Source organism: Alcanivorax sp. HI0007 (assembly GCF_001635525.1).
Classification (GTDB): domain Bacteria; phylum Pseudomonadota; class Gammaproteobacteria; order Pseudomonadales; family Alcanivoracaceae; genus Alcanivorax.
Genome location: NZ_LWEJ01000240.1, coordinates 1 through 19,329, shown reverse-complemented (window position 1 = coordinate 19,329; position 19,329 = coordinate 1). Strand labels below are relative to the sequence as shown.

16 protein-coding genes and 1 pseudogene are annotated in these 19,329 nt (G+C 55.3%); 13 read left to right on the top strand and 4 right to left on the bottom strand.

The annotated features are described in order from the left end of the window. Positions 1 to 360: pseudogene (locus tag A3714_RS12045) on the bottom strand (nitrilase-related carbon-nitrogen hydrolase); the annotation flags it as partial. Between the two features lie 9 nt (positions 361 to 369). Here A3714_RS12045 and A3714_RS12040 point away from each other — a divergent pair. The 12 genes from A3714_RS12040 (at position 370) to A3714_RS11985 (ending at position 14,658) form a co-directional block, all read left to right on the top strand. Further along, positions 370 to 633, top strand: coding sequence for a hypothetical protein (locus A3714_RS12040; RefSeq protein ID WP_063527185.1), 264 nt, complete (start codon positions 370 to 372; stop codon positions 631 to 633). 726 nt (positions 634 to 1,359) lie between these two features. Continuing rightward, positions 1,360 to 2,169, top strand: coding sequence for an FRG domain-containing protein (locus A3714_RS12035; RefSeq protein WP_063510066.1), 810 nt, complete (start codon positions 1,360 to 1,362; stop codon positions 2,167 to 2,169). A 49-nt stretch (positions 2,170 to 2,218) separates the two neighbouring features. Further along, the gene (locus A3714_RS12030) at positions 2,219 to 2,617 is read left to right on the top strand and encodes a hypothetical protein (protein WP_063526798.1); all 399 of its coding nucleotides are present in this window, start codon (positions 2,219 to 2,221) and stop codon (positions 2,615 to 2,617) included. Positions 2,618 to 2,839: 222 nt separating this feature from the next. After that, a complete protein-coding gene (locus A3714_RS12025) occupies positions 2,840 to 3,454 on the top strand; it encodes a hypothetical protein (protein ID WP_197463414.1) in 615 nt (204 codons plus the stop codon). Between the two features lie 176 nt (positions 3,455 to 3,630). Then, positions 3,631 to 3,900 carry a hypothetical protein gene (locus A3714_RS12020; RefSeq protein WP_063508236.1) on the top strand — a complete coding sequence of 90 codons (270 nt, stop codon included), beginning with the start codon at positions 3,631 to 3,633 and terminating at the stop codon, positions 3,898 to 3,900. Between the two features lie 163 nt (positions 3,901 to 4,063). Continuing rightward, entirely contained in the window at positions 4,064 to 5,017 is a 954-nt protein-coding gene (locus A3714_RS12015) for an MrcB family domain-containing protein (RefSeq protein ID WP_063508235.1), read from the top strand. 204 nt (positions 5,018 to 5,221) lie between these two features. Further along, complete coding sequence (locus tag A3714_RS17740) at positions 5,222 to 5,749, top strand: hypothetical protein (protein ID WP_156492941.1); 528 nt, start codon at positions 5,222 to 5,224, stop codon at positions 5,747 to 5,749. A gap of 399 nt (positions 5,750 to 6,148) precedes the next feature. Beyond that, positions 6,149 to 7,000, top strand: coding sequence for a metal-dependent hydrolase (locus A3714_RS12005; RefSeq protein ID WP_063508233.1), 852 nt, complete (start codon positions 6,149 to 6,151; stop codon positions 6,998 to 7,000). A 13-nt stretch (positions 7,001 to 7,013) separates the two neighbouring features. Further along, positions 7,014 to 8,528 (top strand): NAD(P)/FAD-dependent oxidoreductase, encoded by a 1,515-nt coding sequence (locus A3714_RS12000; RefSeq protein ID WP_063508232.1) that lies wholly within the window; start codon positions 7,014 to 7,016, stop codon positions 8,526 to 8,528. Between the two features lie 126 nt (positions 8,529 to 8,654). Further along, positions 8,655 to 9,119, top strand: coding sequence for a DUF3465 domain-containing protein (locus tag A3714_RS11995; RefSeq protein ID WP_063508231.1), 465 nt, complete (start codon positions 8,655 to 8,657; stop codon positions 9,117 to 9,119). A gap of 340 nt (positions 9,120 to 9,459) precedes the next feature. After that, positions 9,460 to 13,800, top strand: a complete 4,341-nt coding sequence (locus A3714_RS11990) for a hypothetical protein (RefSeq protein WP_063508230.1) — start codon at positions 9,460 to 9,462, stop codon at positions 13,798 to 13,800. 147 nt (positions 13,801 to 13,947) lie between these two features. Further along, the gene (locus tag A3714_RS11985; protein WP_063508229.1) at positions 13,948 to 14,658 is read left to right on the top strand and encodes a pseudouridine synthase; all 711 of its coding nucleotides are present in this window, start codon (positions 13,948 to 13,950) and stop codon (positions 14,656 to 14,658) included. 154 nt (positions 14,659 to 14,812) lie between these two features. Here the strand turns inward: A3714_RS11985 and A3714_RS11980 are convergent, their stop codons facing one another. Further along, on the bottom strand, positions 14,813 to 15,697 hold the full coding sequence (locus A3714_RS11980; protein WP_082844628.1) for an oxygenase MpaB family protein: 885 nt from the start codon (positions 15,695 to 15,697) through the stop codon (positions 14,813 to 14,815). Positions 15,698 to 15,821: 124 nt separating this feature from the next. After that, positions 15,822 to 16,706 carry a LysR substrate-binding domain-containing protein gene (locus A3714_RS11975; protein WP_063525745.1) on the bottom strand — a complete coding sequence of 295 codons (885 nt, stop codon included), beginning with the start codon at positions 16,704 to 16,706 and terminating at the stop codon, positions 15,822 to 15,824. Positions 16,707 to 16,835: 129 nt separating this feature from the next. Between A3714_RS11975 and A3714_RS11970 the strand changes: the two genes are divergently transcribed. Next, positions 16,836 to 17,039: a hypothetical protein gene (locus A3714_RS11970; protein WP_062817980.1), complete on the top strand. Its 204-nt coding sequence runs from the start codon at positions 16,836 to 16,838 to the stop codon at positions 17,037 to 17,039. A 216-nt stretch (positions 17,040 to 17,255) separates the two neighbouring features. Here A3714_RS11970 and A3714_RS11965 read toward each other — a convergent pair whose 3' ends face one another. Then, positions 17,256 to 18,911, bottom strand: a complete 1,656-nt coding sequence (locus A3714_RS11965; protein ID WP_063509881.1) for an electron transfer flavoprotein-ubiquinone oxidoreductase — start codon at positions 18,909 to 18,911, stop codon at positions 17,256 to 17,258. Positions 18,912 to 19,329 lie beyond the last annotated feature (418 nt).

The window sequence follows — 19,329 nt, the reverse complement described above, 5'->3', positions numbered from 1 at the left end:
CTTTTCCAGATCCACATCCGCGAACATGAGCATTTCGGTATTGGGCACCGATTCGCTGATGATGGCATCGTGGGGGAAGTAGAAGTCGCTGGGGGAAAACACCGAGGACTGGGCGTACTGGATGTCCACGGCGTCGACCCGGGGAAGGTTGCCCACGGAACCGGCGATGGCCACGTAGCATTCGTTTTCGATGGCGCGGGCCTGGGCGCAATGGCGTACGCGCAGGTAGCCGTTCTTGGTGTCGGTCCAGAACGGGACGAAGAGGATGTCCATCTTTTCGTCCGCCAGGATACGACCCAGCTCGGGGAATTCCACGTCGTAGCAGATCAGGATGCCCACGCGGCCCGCGCCATCGAAAACGAATGCTACGTGGCCATCGCCGGTTCCGTGGGCAACCTTCCCCGGGTCGACGCCGTGGACATCCAGTACGCCCAGTCCTCGGTGTTTTCCCCCAGCGACTTCTACTTCCCCCACGATGCCATCATCAGCGAATCGGTGCCCAATACCGAAATGCTCATGTTCGCGGATGTGGATCTGGAAAAGCTGAAACTGCTGCACCGGGAAGGCTCGGTAACCAACCTGCGTGATCGTCGCCACGATCTGTATAGCCTGGACTGGAAAAACAAAGGCTGAACCCCACCAGGGCAGGGCCGTCCGGCCCTGCCTGCCTTCGCCCCCATGCCCCATGCGTACTGTAGGAACGCAGCGTAGCGAAGTAACGCACGTAGTGCGGCCCGGAGGGTGAGCGAAGCGAATACGCCGCTTGAGGCGCGAACACCTTTCAAAATCCCCCCTTCGTCAGAAAACTTCGCTCAAACGAGTACAAAACTGCTCCCCATCGCTTGATCAGAAAATGCCGCCTTCCTCATATCACTGCCTTCCTGAAAGGGCGTCGTTGTACCCCGTCGATATTTCTGCTTTTATCGGTCAGTATGCAAATTTGATAAATGTGATAGGAAGCAGGCGTGTTCATTGGATATTCGAGCGGGCTTCCTAATAACTGTTAGGTTGCTCTGCCTTGTCCTGTTTATTGAGGCCGGAGCAGTTTGAAATTCACTGCCAGTAGCAGGCAGTCCAGCATCAGGTTTTGTGCCGGTTCTCATATCCGGCAGTTTCGCTTCTGGTGCCGTTGTTGAGGTTGTGAGTTGTGGCAAGTCGTTCCCATTCGTTATGGGTTGCCACATTCCAGGTTGGCGGTAGCTGCAAGGTTTGGGTTCTTGCAGGTGCCATAAATTCAGGTTGGGTTCGCAGGTTCACACCGTGCCAGTAGTTGGCAATGGCGTGTCGCCAACCTAACCAGGCAAGGCAGCGGACGCAAAATACGCGCCGCTGCTCGCAGCGTTACGGCTAGGAAGCAGAATGCAAATTAAAACGATAACGAGCTGGAGTGATTTTGATCGAATTGTCGGTAGAAAGCACTTTCGAAAATGGATTTTTAGAGGGCAGTCTTGTTCTGACTGGGCTCTTGAGAGTTCATTGCATCGCGCATTTGAAGAAGCCCAGTCAATACATAAACTTAAAAGCGGAAAAGAGAAGAAGCTTAATCGGATTGAACATGAAAAAGTGATGATAGATCGTTTCAAGTGTAATGCTCACTTGTACCTGGATCATCTCCCTCGGGATGAAGATCTCCTAAGTTGGCTTTCTTTGATGCAGCATCATGGGGCGCCTACCAGATTGTTAGATTTCTCATTTTCTCCCTATGTGGCTTTGTTTTTTGCCTTAGAGTCCGGCGAGGGTAATGCTGCCATTTATTGCATTAATCATGATGCTATTATAAATGATGATGATGAATATTTCGGGAAGCATCGTCTCGAAGTATATTCAAGGATACTTGACCCTATAAATGGAAAAGATGACCCATGTCTTTTTGCATTTGAGCCTACGTTTTCCAATCAACGTTTATTATCTCAGCAAGGCCTGTTTGTTGCGACGAACACGCTTGATGTAAGCCATGGAAAAATTTTGAATGACTACGAAATTCAAGATGCTGATGTAATTAAAATTATAATACCAGCAAAGCAAAGGTTTGAGGGGCTTCGAAAGTTGAATAAAATGAACATAAATTCATCAAATATATATCCAGGATTGGATGGCTTTTGCAAGAGTATGCGTCGACAACCGGTTTTTGGTCTAGAATGGCAGAGAAGGATCGGCAATGAGCTGTAACAAACCATTGCAAGCGGGCAAGCCACTGAATGCGGCGTTAGACAAATAAATGAGTGATATTACAGATTTTTCAAGACTATCAATTTCCTTGGAGGCCCTGGGGCTTATTCTGGCTTGGGGGGACACAAGAAGGCCTCTATGGTTCGTTCGTGTTGAGAAAAAACTGGATAAAATTTCTCAGGCAGATATTGGGGATGTTATAGCGTTGCTGCCTGCTCTTCTTGAATATATCGTCGTGGCTTTCTTGGTGGTTGGCACCTTTATACTTGGTCAAAATTTCGAATCCAGTGACTTTGTATATCTTTATGGGGCGGCACTATTGTTAGCTTTTTTCTCTCCATTTATTGTAAAGAGAATGAAGTTATTTTCAGGCGGTAATGCGATGGCTACGTTGGGCTTAATTATTGCCGGAATTGGCGTGGCAATTCAGGTTTTTCAATGGCTCTAAACAGCCACTCAAATTCGTTCCGAGCACAAAAATCGTGGCCTCCACCGGGCTCGATAACGCTCGCTGTTTAGCCGGACGTTCGGCGTCACTGAAACGGAAATGCCAGGGCCGCGGCAATGGGGTCAGGCCTCCCAATTCCCATTAATCCTATAGTCTGGGAAATGGGAGATCTGATCCCAAGGCAGGTCGCGGATTAACTTGTATTAATTTAAAGTGTTAGAGGTGGTGGTGATTGATTTTCTAGAGAGTGATTTTTCTAAATATGTGGTCGCTGTTACGGCGGTATCATTTTTGTTTAGATCGATAATAAAGTTTTGGCTCGATAAAGAGACGAGATCATTCCAGAATAATCTCGAATCAAAATTAAGTGATTACGAACACAAGCTTGAGAAGGAAAGAATAAAGCTACAGATTTCATATGGTGGTATTTTCGAGAAACAGGCGTCGGCATTACTGAGTCTCCATAAATCAATTATAAAACTACAAGAGGAGGCTGATTTGGCGACAATTTCTTTTCCAGAGGATGTGGGGAAATCTAAATTAAGATTTAGGGAATCCTGGTCCATCGTGAGAAATGAGTACAGAGAAAACAGAGTGCTTTTTCCTGAAGATATTGATGATGCGGTAAAGGCATTTTTAGAAAAAATATTCATGGCCGTTAGAGAGTATCATAGCGCTGAAAGACAACTATTGAGAGTCCCAACAGGTGAGGAATTTGACAATATTATCGATAAGCAAGATGCAGCTTTTGAGGTAATAAGGGTTGAAGTTCCTGACATCGAAAAGAAAATTGTAGATTCAATAAGGGCAAAAATAGGGGCGTCGGTTGATTATTGATTTTCTATATTTGCCTAAGGGTTGGCTTGGGTTTTTCGCAAAACACAAAACAATGGGGTCAGGCCTCCCAATTCCCACCTACAGTCTGGGAAATGGGAGACCTGACCCCTGGTCCTTCACAAAAGCGAACAGACGATGGGGTTAGCCGGTACGACTTTGTTTGTCGGGTTCGGCCAATGACAGAGTTTTGGAGTTTCCTAGTTGAGCATCTTAATAGCAGGTACATTATTTTCGAGTTCAAAAATTATGTTGGGAAGATAAAGCAAGGGCAAGTACTGACAACCGAGAAGTATCTGCTCGAGAGAGGTTTGAGAAAAGTTGCAATTATTCTTACTAGGGCTGGTGCTGATAAAAATGCTTTGAAAATGATGCAAGGCGCCATGCGTGAGCACGGAAAGCTGATGTTAGCAGTGGACGACAATTTTTTTGCAAAATGCTTCATATGAAGGAGCGGGGGGAGGATCCAACGGATTGTCTTTTTGAGTTGGCTGACGATTTCCTATTGTCGTTGCCAAGGTAATAATTTAATTAGTAGGTGAAGCCGACCGGTACTTCGCTGCGCTCCATACCGGCGGCTTACCAGGGCGTTAGCTCTCACTTGGACACTATATGAGTATTAACGCAGCACTTAACCTCTTTTTGGAAGAGTATCCGCAAGCTCTCGAGGAGCGATTCGCGGGGCACGCAGTTGCTGATTTCATCCGGAACGAAGTGCCTTCAGTAGTTCGAGATGTTCTTGATGTTGGCGATCGCTACCTCGTTCATGGAAGTCCTGGTCAAGGCAACTGGGCAAAGGTTCCATGGGTGGCAATTTACGATCGTTTCATCACTGAGTCAGCCCAAGATGGCTTCTATTTGGTCTATTTGGTTCGCGAAGATTTCTCGGGAGCGTATCTGTCCCTGAACCAAGGAGTGACAACCGTACGTAAAGTCTATGGTGCGGATGCCAAAGTTGCACTTTCCGCTCGGGCGGCTGATTACATTGCGAGACTCGGGAACGTCCCGTCATATACAGTAACTGGAGCCATTGATCTCGCCGTCGAAAAAGCGTCGAGCCTTGGGGCGTTCTACGAGGCGGGTGCTATCTGCTCAAAGTATTACAACAGGGGAAGTATCCCAAGCGACGACGACCTTGCTGCGGACCTTCATCAGTTCGTTGATCTCTATTTCCGCCTTGTAACGAAAGATCTAACTCCAACCTCATCCAGCGCTGAGGAGGAGGATGAGATCGGACTTGATCAGGAAGACTTAACAAAGCTGCGCGAACACAAGCGAATCGAGCGGAATCGGAAGCTTTCTGAAAAGGCGAAAAGGATTCATGGATACACATGCCAGGCTTGTGGTTTCGACTTTTCACAGAAATATGGCGAAATTGGCCGGACCTATATCGAAGCCCATCACCTTACGCCGCTCCATGTGTTAAAGGGAAAAAAGGTTTCTTTGGACCCTAAAACTGACTTTTCAGTCCTTTGCTCGAACTGTCACCGAATGATTCATCGGTCTGAGTTTGTTGATAAAGTTGAAGAGTTCAGAGCTCGGTATGTTGTAAGACGTGAGAGCTAACTCAGGATTTATAAGTCAATTAAGAGCGTGCCACGTACATCAAGGGTTGAGAGTCATGGAGATCTGGTCTTGCCCGTGCCTTAAATTCTGTAAAAGCAATGGGGGGCAGGTCTCCCAATTCCCATTAATCTTACAGCCTAGGAACCCGAGCTCAAGATCCCGGGATTGGAAGAAATATTGAGGCCTTTTTCTGGTAGGTAAAAAATGACAGATTTAAGTACGGCGTTATTTCACGCAGCAGAATTAATGGCCGCTGTGTCCTCTATTGTCGTTGCATCTTGGGTTGGAGGCGCTGTTGTGCAAAATCAGAAAGATCAGAGACATCACAATAGATTAAGCGTTAAACCTCTTGTTCATCTTTGGACTCATCATGAGGAAAGGTCTTTAACTGTTAGGCTTGAGAATAATGGAGTAGGGCCAGCGATAATTAGAGGGTTGTCACTATTTAAGAGAGGGGATGAGCTTAATAAGTTTGTTTTTGATGACTTGTCACGTTTTCTTTTGAGTTTCCGGGAAGATATTTTTGATATCGTCACTTTAGATCAAATTAGATTGGCTCAAACCTATTCGTTGCCGGCTGGGAAGAGTGTTGACCTCATTCATATTCAGATGAAGGACCCCTATAAAAGTTACCTCATCAAGGCGCTCTTCAGTAGTTTGGAGCGCGATGTTCTAATCGAGGTGATTTATGAATCTATTTATGGTGAGGAAGTAAGAGCGATTAATCCGTAATTTATCATTTCTATTTGGTTTGGGTTGTGGATAAGAGTAGTTTTCGGATTTGCGGTCGGGTCTTTCCTCGTACGTGTCATCGAACCCAGAGAACGCTGGTTCCAGCCCTTCGCGCCCCCAAGAGGTGCTCCTACAGCACCTATAGCCAAGTACCCATTGAAGACCGATAACGGCCTTGATCAGTGCCAGCGAGTGCCCCAGTTTGTCCGCCACCGGGGTTGCGGTCATGCGATCGGCAGGCCATGCGAAAAGTAAACATCCACTCCTTCCCTGTATCTTCTTGTCCCGCCCAATTTGACCCATATCAACAAACCATAACATTGCTTAATGTAACTATTGAGCCTGTCATCGTGCTGGCCCTAGCATCCGATCAATCCGATCTGTTCAAGGGGCATGACAATGACAATTCAGGTTGATCCGGTGCGCCGGAATCTCAAATTCGGGCTGCCCGCCGGCAAGGCACTGAGCTGGAATCCGGGCGGGCTGCATATCTCCCAGTTCTATAACACCCTGTCGATTTTCTTTCCGGCGGGGGAGCGCTTCTTTATCCAGAGCGTGCGCAACTATCGCCAGGAAATCACCGACCCGCATCTGAAGGAACAGGTTTCCGCCTTTATCGGCCAGGAAGGCTTCCACACCCGTGAGCACGAGGAATACAACGAGGCGCTGGTGGCGGCGGGTATGCCCATCGAGGCCATGGATGCGGTGGTGGTGCGGTTGCTGGAACTGGTGAAGAAGGCGCCCCGTTCCGTACAGCTGGCGGCCACGGTGGCGCTGGAGCACCTGACCGCGGTGCTGGGCGACATGCTGCTGCGCAATACCGAACTGATGGAAGGGGTGGACCCCCATTACTCGGCGATCTGGCGCTGGCATGCCATCGAGGAAACCGAACACAAGGCGGTGTGTTTCGATGCTTTCGAGCAGGTGGTGGGGAAGGGCATCAAGGCCTATGGCCTGCGTGTGGGGGCCTTTCTGTTGGCCAATGCGTTGTTCTGGAGCCTGTTCGTGCCGTTCTACACGGTGATGGTGGCGAAGGGCGGTGGCCTGTTGAACCTGAAGGGGTGGTGGAAGGTGATCAACCTGACGGTGGGCCGCCCGGGGGTACTGCGCCGGGCACTGCCGGACTGGATGGATTTCTTCCGCCCCGGCTTTCACCCCTGGATGCATGACAACCGGGAATTCCTGGACCAGGCCGAGGCACTGATGGACGAAGTGGCGGCCTTTGATGTGAACCGGCTGCAAGCCGCCTGAGGAGGGCAGGGACATGACCAGTAAAGCGAAGATTTCAGCAAAGACGATTTCCGTGGATGTGGCCATCGTGGGCGCCGGTTTCGGCGGGTTGTGCATGGCGATCAAGCTGCGTGAGGCGGGCAACGAGGATTTTGTCATCCTGGAAAAGGCGGCGGAAGTGGGCGGGGCCTGGTACTTCAACGGCTATCCCGGGGCGGCCTGCGATGTGCAGTCACACCTGTATTCCTTTTCGTTCGCCGGCAAGGCGGACTGGAGCAAGCGCTACGCGCCCCGGGACGAAATCGAGAACTACATTCTCGATACCGTGGAGCAGTATCAGCTGCGGCCCTTTATCCAGTTCAACCAGGAAGTGAATGAAGCCCATTTCGATGCAACCACTGGCCGCTGGACCGTGCGCACCGCGGCGGGCATGACCATTGATTGCCGCCACTTTGTGCTGGCGTCCGGCCCGTTGCATGTGCCGAACGTGCCCAACATCAAGGGGCTCAAGCGCTTCAAGGGCAAGGTGATGCATTCTGCCGAGTGGGACCATGGGTATGACCTGGTGGGCAAGAAGGTGGTGTCCATCGGCACCGGTGGCAGCGCCATTCAGTACTGCCCGGAAATCGCCCCCAAGGTGAAGAAACTGTCCGTGTTCCAGCGCAGCGCGGCCTGGGTGATTCCCCGGGATGAGCGCGGTTACTGGGGCATTCAGCAGCGGCTGTTCAAGCGTTTCCCGGCGCTGCGCAAACTGCATCGGGCGCGGCTGTACTGGAGCAATGAATCCCGGGTGGCCCCGGCTTCCAGCCCGAAGGCGGCGCAACTGCTGGGTGCCCTGTGCAAGCAGTTCATTCGTTTGCAGGTGAAGGACAAGGCGCTGGTGAAGGCGCTGACCCCGGATTACACCTTCGGCTGCAAACGGGTGCTGATTTCCAACAAGTGGTACCCCATGTTCAACCGCGACAATGTGGAACTGGTCACTGCGGGGATCCGCGAAGTGAAAGCCCACAGCGTGGTCACCGAAGACGGGGTAGAGCATGAAGCGGATTGCATCATTCTTGGCACCGGCTTTGTGGTGGATCCGCGTATCTACATGAAAGATTTTCCGCTCACCGGGTTGCCGGGCCATGATCTTCATAAAGACTGGGCCAAGTCTGCGGAAGCGCATTATGGCGTTACCGTCAGCGGCTACCCGAACCTGTACATGCTGGTGGGCCCGAACACAGGGCTGGGCCACAATTCGATTCTGTTCATGATCGAGTGTCAGGTGAAATATATCCTGCAATGCATGGCGCTGCTGCGTGAGGAAGGCGCGGACTATCTGGATGTGAAACCAAAAGCCCAGGAAGCCTTTAATGCCAACGTGCAGCGTCGCTTGCAGGGCACCACCTGGACCTCCGGTTGCACCAGCTGGTACCAACAGGACGATGGCAAGAACTTCGCCCTGTGGCCGGGTTCCACCTGGCGTTACTGGCTGCAAACCCGCAACGTGCGCTCCACGGATTATGAGTTTGTGTGTGCCAATGCTGAGGCAACGGTGGAAGCCTGACGGGTTTTGAGTCTGCATTAAGAGAGAGGGGCGGCCTGGGCTGCCCCTTTTTTGTGGATGGCGGTTCTGCCATTGCGGATGGCTTGTGGTAAAAAAGGGGAGAAATAAGCCGGCCAGAGAATATTGATGAGAAAAATAGCCCCGATTATCGCTGCCGTGACAGTGCTGGCACTGTACGGGCTGGATAACCTGCGAGAGGACAGCACCGTCAGCCAGCCGCCGACTCAGGCGCCCCAGGCGGAAACGACCGCGGCTGCCGGTAATAGCCTGATTCAGGCGGCCTATGAAAATCGGCAAAGCGATGTTCAGGTAGAAGGGGCCGGTCGGGTGGTCAAGGTGCTGCCGGACGACAATAAGGGTAGCCGCCACCAGAAATTCATTCTGGAGCTGGGCTCTGGCCAGACCCTTCTGATCGCGCACAACATCGATCTGGCGCCACGGATTCCGGACTTGCGTGAAGGCGATAGTGTCAGCTTCTACGGTGAGTACGAGTGGAATGAGCGGGGTGGGGTGGTCCACTGGACTCACCATGATCCACAAGGCCGTCATGTGGATGGCTGGTTGAAACACCAGGGCAAACGTTACCAGTAAGTGAGCCGGATCCATCCGGCCCGCGCCACGACTGATTCTGCTTGATCTCCCCTTGCCAGATCGCGGCTGCTTGCCGCAGACGGCGTCCTGCATTCCTGCGACCTAATCAGAAAGAGAACACTTTTATGTCAGGGGCGAAATGAGCCGGCCCGTGCGGGGCTGTTATCTGGAACGAAAGTGCTCCAAATTTTGTTCCGGATTCGTGATGGACGTAGCAGATTAGGGCTTCGTTAGGTTCACAATGCGAGGGCAGAAATGACGAAGCAACCGCTTCGTTGTTCTGCAACGGTGCCGGCAGACTCGCCGCACTGCACATATCAGCCATGACACGGAGGTCAAAATGGCAACGGACGATCGCTCTGGAAGCGACGACGCTTCCCCGTCTCTTTCTCTCACCAAAAAACATATTGATGCACTGACCCATCGTGTTCATCGCTTTGATGCCGGTATCAGCAAGCTGGAGGCCGAATCGAAAGCGATGAAAAAACGCGGTGACGAGGCTGGTGCCGCCAGCCTTGATCGCAAAATCAAAGTGCTTCGCGACGAATTGATCGAGCTGCAGAATGAAGCTGCCAGCGCCCCGGAAATCGCCAGCGCGCTAGGCCTGGAAAGTCGCCCACAGGCGGAACTGGCCGAGATTCCTGCCGTGGTCAAAGCGGCCAAGTTTGAAACCATGAACATCGAACTGAGTGAAGCAAAATACCAGAGCCTCACTCCCATCAGTAGCGAGTGGCCACGCCAGGGGCGGGTGGTGAAGGATGGTGTAGCCGAGCCCGTCCAGACCCTTGGCAAGGTGCGCATGCTGGTGAACAGCGAAGAGGGCCAGGCTGCTGAGAATGTGCCGTTTCGCCTGGAAGCGAAGGATGCCGACAGCGGTGAGGTATTGGTTCTGCGTAACGGCCATACCAACAAGTTCGGCTATGCCTCGGTGAATCTTGGCAATTTTCCGCTCAGTCGTATCAGCGATATGCACATTGTCGTTGGCAAAGGCGGCAGCAATGAAGAGGGCAGTGATATTCAGCGCACCCCGGTGCTGAATGCGTCCATTGCCACCCACCGTGATCTGGGGGTTCCCCACCAGGTGGTGATTCGCCCGGAGTTGCTGGACAAACTGAAACCGCGTTTCCCAGGTCGGGATGGGCCGGAAATCCCCGGGACCATCGAAGATCCGGATGACATTGATATCAAGAATTCTCCCCGCTCTTTTGGTTTGAATGAAGAGCACGTGGACGGCAACTGCTGCCTGCGGCCCCGCACGGAGTTCCCGGCGCGGGAATATCATTTCCGGCAGATTGTGCGGTTGAATGAACCACTGCTGAACTTCCGTGAGAAAGGAATCTCTCGCCAGGATGTGCAGTCGCCGATTCCCTTTGGCGATGAGTCCCCGTCGGTATATGGGCTGACCGGGGGAAACCTGCTTCTGGGTAGGGTCAATATGTATCGCCAGGGCTGGTATCCCGTGGGCAGAGGGCTGGGCGAATTGCTGTATTCCCTGGCATTGGCACCCTGTGAGCATGTGAATCTGGCATTTGTGGACTGGTCCAGAACACAGCGTGACACGCGGGTCGAGTCACGGGTCCAGCGCGAGCAGATGGAACATGAACTGAACCATGACCGTGCCATTGAAGAGGTGGTTGATTCGGTGCTCACCGAACGTCAGACCGGTGAATCCGGCAGTGGCGGTGGTGGTGCCAGCCTGGATCTGGGCTTTTTCAGCATTGGTGGGGGCGGCGGTAAGACCTCCAGTACTACCACCGGGCGACGGAGCCTGCAGGCGTCCACGGTCCAGGATATCTCCGATGAAGTCACCCAGCGGGCGTCCTCCATTCGCTCGCAACGTTCAACGGTGGTGACAACGTCCTCGCAGCGGGAATCCGAGCGTATTCAGACTCGCACGGTGCACAACCATAATCGCAATCACGCCATGACGGTGCAGTACTTCCAGGTGCTGTCCCACTATTCGGTGAAAACCGAACTGGTGGAAGAGAAGCCGGTGGTGTTGGTGCCGTATGATATCGACGACGCCATTTTTGATGATATTCCCAGCTTCAATAAATTCAGACTGGCACCGAGCCGACCCATCACGCGGTTTCTTGATCGCCACTCCCGGCTGCTTCGTCGCATGGTTCCGCGCAGCTATAGCCGGGCGTTTGAATCGTTGTCGCGACTGCTGCATTGCCGTGATGTGTACGATATCGAGACCCCCTATGCCACTTTCTCCCGGTGGAATATCCGCCTGGACAAGGCCTGGCGCCCCGGCCTGACGATCAGTATCGAAACCAATGACGGGCAGAGCTTTCCGCTGACACCCCGGGGTGGCAGTGCGGACCAGGCTCCCGTGGAGTTTATTTCTGATCCTGTAAGAGCCGAAGATATCGAGGCCGTCCGCATCGGCTTTGATCCGGTTGAATCAGCACGGGTTACCGGCAACACCGGCATATTCGGTTTGCTGGGAGAGAGTCTCAATGATTTGCTCGAGCAGACCCTCAATCACAAACTGACCCGCATCGAGATCACGGCACGGACGGACCGTTCCCGGTTTGTGCCGGAGCGGCAGAGTTTCCGCCTGACGGTCGTGCAGCCGAATGTGACGCTGAGTAATGACAATCCTCATGTCTCTCTGGACATCACACCGCCGACCATCAACTTTGATGGTTATCGTGGCCGTGAGCATCAAGACTACTGTAAGCTCAAGTCCCTGATTGCCTATATCCAGTCCCGCCCCATGCGTTTCCTGCGGGCCATCTGGTATATGGAGGACCCGGATCGTCGCGCCATGCGGTTTGACCGCTTCCAGTTCCAGGGAAATTCCTTGCTGGATAGTATCGTCAACAAGCCGGTGGGAGTGCTCGGCAATTATGTGGCGTTCGAATTACTCGAGGGCCACAAACTGGTTCAGATTGATGCGCCCAACTACGTGGTTTCCAGTCGTATGGTCAGCCTGCCTACCCGGGGCGTCTTTGCGGAAGTGTTCCTGTCCTGTTGCAACGCCACAGAGAAACGGGATGTGGAACGCTTTATTGATCCAGACCAATCCTGCCAGAAGTCGGCACCGGAGATTACCGGTATTTCCCCGGGCTCACGGGCGCAGGGCAGCGACACCCGGCCTTCGGATTTCGCCACGCCGATGATCAACTTGCAGAACGCGCCGGCGGTACCCAACCCCAATGGTATGACGGCAGGCCTGAATGTGATGGGCACGCCGGATATTTTCCGTGACCTTTCCCGGGGAGCGGAACTGCTTCAGTTTATCAATAACGCCACGAAAGAAGCGTTCACCAGCACCCGTCAACACCGCGCGGCCATGGATGCCATCGCCGGCGATGTGGTTCGCGGGCTGGTTTCGGCCTATACCGGTGTTCCTATCGGCTCTAGCGGCAAGCCGGCCACGGCCAGTTCCGGCACCAGCGGAATTCAATCCGCGCCGTCAGGCTCCGGTGGCAATGGCGGTGCGGCAACGGGCAGTGCGGGTGACAATGGGGCCTTGCAGGCACTCACCGGCGAGATGGTGCGCCAGAGCTCTCCGTCACAGGTCAGCGATCATGTGCAAACCGTTAGACGGGCGGTGGAAAGTGGCCTGCTCAGTGAAGGGCAGGGCAATGCCATCACCAACTCCCTGTTGGGGGGAACGGCTGCCGGGATCCCGGACAGCACGGCGCCGGTGATCATCCTCACGGCACCCACCTCCCGTGATGGTCTGGCGTTTGGTCCGGCCACGGGGGATAAAAGTGGCGCCCTGGGCCTTTCGGTGAATGTGGAAGGCGAGCCGGAAGGGGCGACCGGTCGCTGGACTCGACCCAATCCCGCCGCCATGGCATTGTCATCGCAAGAGGATGACAACATCACCGTCACGCCGCTGATTCCTGGATTGCAGGAGCTGGACTACACCCTGAGAGACACGGCCGGCACCGCCCTGGCGAGCATCAAGGTGCCCTTGTCCGTGCCGCAGTTTATCGCCGTGCGCGAGGATGCGGCGGCGTTTGATGCGGTACTGGCCAGTTATAGCCTGGATGACGTGAAACCCTCGGTGCTGATGGCGGCCAAGGAAACCTGTGACCTGTTGTTGATGACGGCGAATGTCCGCACTGTTTGGGAAATGGCGCCATTCAATGAGGCATTGCCGGCCCAGTTTGCAGCGGGCGGGGCTGCCGCAAACCGGTTGACTGTCGCCACATTGCGGGGCAATCCGCCTTCAGCGGGTCTCGCTGGTCGTACGCAGGCGGGGACCGGTGGCATCGGCGCGACGGTGTATGACGAGACGATCTCCGTCTGGCCCGGGGCGTTCGATGATGCGGCCGCCAGCGGCGCGGCCGGGGATGTGGATGATGCTACCCGTCAAGTGGTCCAGCAGATGCAGGGGCTGGATTTTACCGATCTTCGCCTCAAGCAACTGGCAATTGATATTGTCGGTCGACTCATCGGTGAAACCCTGGCCCATGAGGTGCTGCACAGTCTTCTCGGGTTCCTGATTCCCACCGGACACCACAACCCGGCGGTGGCCAGTGACATCATGAATCGGGGCCTGGATCGCAGCTTCCAGAACCGGACCGGTTTTGAGGTCATCGACCTGGCCAACTTCCCGGATGAGGGCAGTTATTCCGATACGGGGATTGGCTTGATCAATATACCCACGGCGGTGACGCAGGATCTGATCGACCAGCATTTCCCGGTCTCTATCTAGGGAACCCGAGAAAGCCCTGACGACCCCACCTCGGGGTCGTCAGGGCAATCCGTTGGTAGCTGCCACCGTCCCGCAAATTTCGCGAGCCCGGTCTGGCACTCTGTCAGACCCCATTACGGAGACCGCCGGCTCCGTTATCATGTCTCCATGACCTCCCGATACCATCGTCTTGACCGTTTCCTCAGCGCTCGCCTGCAGATCAGCCGAAGCAATCTGCGGTTATTGCTGGCTGGCGGCCGTGTCCAGGTTAATGGTCAGGTTGAAGGGGATCGGCAACGACGGATTGGTCCGTTCGACAGGGTGGTTTGCGACGGCGAGATTCTGCAGTCAAACCGGCCCCGTTATCTGATGCTCAACAAGCCTGCCGCAGTGGTCAGTGCCACCCGTGATGATCATCACCCCACGGTGCTGGATCTGCTACCGGAGGATCAGCGTGAGGGGCTGCACCTGGCCGGGCGACTGGACTTCAATTCCACCGGCCTGGTGCTGCTGACCAATGATGGCGACTGGTCCCGGCAGTTGAGTCAGCCGGAGAACCGGGTGCGCAAGCATTATCGGGTGACCCTGGAAAAGCCGTTAACCGACGTCTATGTGACGGCGTTTGCCGAGGGGATGTGGTTTGAGTACGAAGGCATTACGACGCGCCCCGCGGCGCTGAAAATCCGTAGCCCGTTTGAGGCAGACGTGTGGCTTTGCGAGGGCCGCTATCACCAGATCAAGCGCATGTTCGGGCGTTTTGATAACAAGGTGCTGACGTTGCATCGGCTGGCGATTGGCAAACTGGTGCTGGATGAAACGCTGAAGCCGGGCGAATGGCGGGCGCTTTCGGCGTTGGAGGTGTCCTCCATTTTTTCATGAGAGGACACCGTCACAGATTGCGTAGGGTGCACTGAGCCTAAGGCGAACTGCACCATCAAACGCGGCATCGGTGCAGTTCGCCTTAGGCTCAGTGCACCTTACGTCTTGGAGGCGCGGGTGTTTGTGACCTTTCCCTCTCTGATCCTCGAAGCACTTAAACCAACGGCTTGCCTTTCTTCAGGCGCCGGCGGAAATCCCAAAGCACCAGATTGTAAGGGGCCTGCCGGATCACACGTGGCAGCAGCAGGCTGATGCGGCCAATAGTGCGCACGGTACGCTCGAAACGCCGCTGCTTTTTGTCATTCCATTCCAGCTGCATTTGCGCACGGATTTCCGGCGGCAGAAAACCCGTGGTCACAAACCGGTTGAAGCGCCCCAGCAGAAAGCGGGTTGGCCGGCTGAGGAATTCCAGGTCGGCGATCATCATCAGGTACCGGCGAATACGGTCGTCGATGTGCAATTGCTGCAGGCCTTCCTGCCAATAGGCGTCAAAGGCTTGCAGATCTTTCGGCCAGGTGTCCTGACGAACCTGCAGGGTGGTGCCCAGCGGGTGGGCCAGCTGGTAAAAGGTTTCCTTTTCCTGCTGGCTCATGGGGCCATGGAGTTTCTGATGGGTATCCACAAAGCCCCAGTAGAGACAGGCGGCCACCCACATCTGCAGGTTCTCATCGAACGCGTTATACTTCACCGGTGAGTGTTCGGTGGAGTGGACCTGGGCATGGGAACGATTGACTGCCGTGCGGTAGGCCAGCTTCTCTTCACTGGTGCCCATCATGGCAACGGCCAGGTAGGTGAAGGTGGTGCGCGAGCGTTTGATCGGGTGATGCAGGATCGAGCCACTTTCCACCCGGCTTTCCGCGACGCCATAGCCCACCCCTGGCAGGGCCAGTTGCAGGATAATGTTGGCACCACCGGCCAGCAGCATGGCGCCATCGAAGATGCCGGGAAATTGCGCGTCCAGTTCCCGCGCGGTGGGGGGAGTGGGCCATTGGTGTTCCAGTCGGGCCTGGCGACTTTCCAGGTTGGCTTGGGCTGTCATTGTTTTTCTGTCCTCGCTGTCAGCGTGGTGGTTCATACGCCGTTTTTTTTCATGCTAACGAGGAGTGCGCCATCAAACAATGAGACAAAATTAATTATTTGTATCATCGTGGCGTTTTCTGCCCTTAAAGCCGCAATGCCCGGAACACCGCCCGCACATGGCCGGCCAGCACATGGGTGGCCGAGCCTTCTTCGCCCCGGTAAAGCATGGCGACCTGATAGTCGCCCAGTTCGGGCAGCTGATATTCCTCGCCCAGTTGCTGCAGGGGAGGCTGGATCAGGCTGAGCGGGAAGGGGCCAATGGCCAGATCCGCCTGCATGGCCGCCTCCTGGCCGGCGCAATGTTCGCTGGTGTAAGCCACCCGGTAGCGGTGATCGCTGCGGTCCAGGGCCTCCAGGGCCATCTTGCGCCAGGGACAGCCCTGGCTGGCAAGCGCCAGGGGCAGGGGCGTCTGGCTCACCGCGATCCCTCCCTGGGCGCCGGCCCACACCAGCGGTTCGCTGTGCACCACTTCCCCCCGTGCCGGGCGACCCTGTTTACCGGTGGTGACCATAATCAGGTCCAGCTTGCCCGCATCCAGCTGCTTGAGCATGTCGGCGCTGCGACCGACGATCACATTCACCTGTACCGCAGGATGAGAGCGGGAAAACTGGGTCAGTACCTGGGGCAGGATGCGGGTGCCGATGTCATCCGGGGTGCCCAGCCGCACGGTGCCTTCCAGCTCCGGGGCGGTAAAGTGGCTGATGGCCTCCTGGTTCAGTTTCAGCAGGCGCCGGGCGTAGCCGAGCATGGCCTCGCCCTCGGCGGTGAGGCTGACCCGACGCGCTTCGCGCAAGAACAGCCGTTGCCCCACCTGTTCCTCCAGCCGCTTGATTTGCATGCTCAGGGCAGAGGGGGTGCGGAACACTTCGGCGGCGGCCTGGGTAAAGCTTTCCGTTTCCGCGATAGCCACGAAGCTGCGCAGGATTTCCGTGTCCAGGAGGGGTTGAAGCGGGCTGTCCGGGGGCATGTTTCACCTTTCAGAAAAATTGAACGATGAGTAAAGATCTTTTCGATTTACTGATAGTAAACCCGATTGCATCATGGACGCCAATCACAGCCCAGCCACTCCACAACGTTCCCAAACAGGGAGGAGACCATGAAGCGCAACGACCCTCAAACTCTGGAAGCCCCCAAGCGGATTCACTCCCGCAAGCCGGATCTGCACATGCCGGCCATGCCTCCCCTGGAGCTGATGGATGCCCTGGATTATCGCATCCGTCTGGCCTGGTATCGTCTGCGCAAGAGCCGTGCGCAGCAGCGGGCCCGGGTGGCCCAACGGCTGCAAAGAAAGCCGGTCTGAGTGTTTGTCTGCGACGGATGTGAAAGCACAGCAAGGCGGCTGATTCGTCTTGTGAGCAAGGCTCCAACGGGGTAATGACTGATTCCCTTGCGGAATCCACCGTTGGCGCTTTGCTTGCAAAGCGAATGCTTCAGAATTCCGGCAACTGACCAGACACAAAAAAGGCGCCTTTTCAGGCGCCTTTTTTGTGTGCGACACGGAAGCCCGTGCGGCCAATTACATGTTCGGGTAATTGGGGCCGCCGGTACCTTCCGGAGCCACCCAGTTGATGTTCTGGGTGGGGTCCTTGATGTCGCAGGTCTTGCAGTGCACGCAGTTCTGGGCGTTGATCTGGAAACGCTTGTCGCCAGTGTTCTCGTCCTCGACCACTTCGTACACACCCGCCGGGCAGTAACGCTGGGCCGGCTCGTTCCACTTGGGCAGGTTCACCTCCAGCGGTACGTTCGGGTCTTTCAGCGTCAGGTGACAGGGCTGATCTTCTTCGTGGTTGGTGTTGGACAGGAAAACGCTGTCCAGCTTGGCGAAGGTGATCTTGCCGTCCGGTTTCGGGTAGTCGATCTTCTTGCTCTGGTCTGCCGGCTTCAGCGTGGCGTGGTCCGGGGTGGTGTCACGCATGGTGATCGGCAGTTTGCCGTTGAACAGGTTGATGTCCACGAAGGCAAAGGCAGAACCGATGAAGTTGCCGAACTTGTGCTGGGCCGGGCCGAAGTTGCGCTGGGCGTGCAGCTCTTCGTGGATCCAGCTCTTGTCGAAGGCATCCTTGTATTCGGTCAGCTCGTCGCCACCGCGGCCGCCTTTCAGGGCTTCTGCCAGGATTTCCGCGGCAATCATGCCGGACTTCATGGCGGTGTGGGTGCCCTTGATCTTGGCGAAGTTCAGGGTGCCGGCGTTACAGCCCACCAGCAGACCACCGGGGAAGGTCATCTTCGGCAGGGACTGCAGGCCACCCTTGGAGATGGCACGGGCGCCGTAGGAGACACGCTTGCCGCCTTCCAGGTGCTTCTTGATTTCCGGGTTGGTCTTCCAGCGCTGCATCTCGTCGAACGGAGATACATGCGGGTTGGAGTAGGCCAGATCGGTGATCAGACCCAGGGCAACCTGGTTGTTTTCGATGTGGTACAGGAAAGCACCACCCGGGGAGCCGGACTCGGTGAGCGGCCAGCCGGCGGTGTGTACTACCAGGCCTTCCTGGTGCTTGGCCGGGTCGATGTCCCACAGTTCCTTGATGCCGATACCGTAGTGCTGCGGGTCGGTGCCTTCGCGCAGGTTGAATTTTTCCTGCAGCTGTTTGCCCAGGTGGCCACGGCAACCTTCTGAGAAGATGGTGTACTTGGCGTGAAGCTCCATGCCGGGGGTATAGCTGGGCTTCTTTTCGCCGTCGTGGCCGATGCCGGAATCGCCGGTGGCAATACCCTTTACGGAACCATCGTCGTTGTACAGCACTTCGCTGGCGGCAAAGCCGGGGAAGACCTCGATGCCCAGACCTTCTGCCTGTTCTGCCAGCCAGCGGCACAGGTTACCCAGGGAAATAATGTAGTTCCCTTCGTTGTGCATGGTCTTGGGTACGAACAGGTTCGGCACTTTCTGTGCCTTTTCCGGGCCGGTGAGGTAGTAGATCTCGTCGCCGGTGACCTTGGTGTTCACCGGAGCGCCCATTTCCTGCCAGTTGGGGAACAGCTCGTTCAGTGCACGGGGCTCAAGCACCGCACCGGAGAGAATATGGGCGCCGACTTCGGAGCCTTTCTCTACCACGACCACACTGATTTCCTGACCGGTTTCCTGGGCGATCTGGCCCAAACGGCAGGCGGTTGCCAGACCGGAAGGACCGGCGCCGACGATGACTACATCGACTTCCATAGATTCGCGTTCCACAGCCTGTCTCCTCGCTATCGATTGCGTGTTCGGCCCTGAAGCCACTGAGAAAGGGGTTCTGAAACACTCTGCCACAGAAAAACCTTTCTCAGCAGCCACCTGGGGCCAGCCTTGGGGTGGCGCGGAGTATATAGAGATAGGCCAAACCGCACCACTGCCTGGGTTGGCCGCAACGCCCGCTGCATTGTTACCGGGTGTTGATCCGGTGGGGCGGCCACTGCAACCATTTCAAACAGGTGTTCGGATTATCCCTTGCTAGCTGGTTGATTTACAAGGAAATGGCCGACCGTAAAGTCACGAAAAGTGGACACCTTGCAGAGTCTATTTGCAGCAAAATCATTCGCTTACAGATTTTCGGCCTATTGACCTGCTTTGGCCGAGCGTTCAAGATAGCGGCTCTTTCGCGGGGGTGGACCCG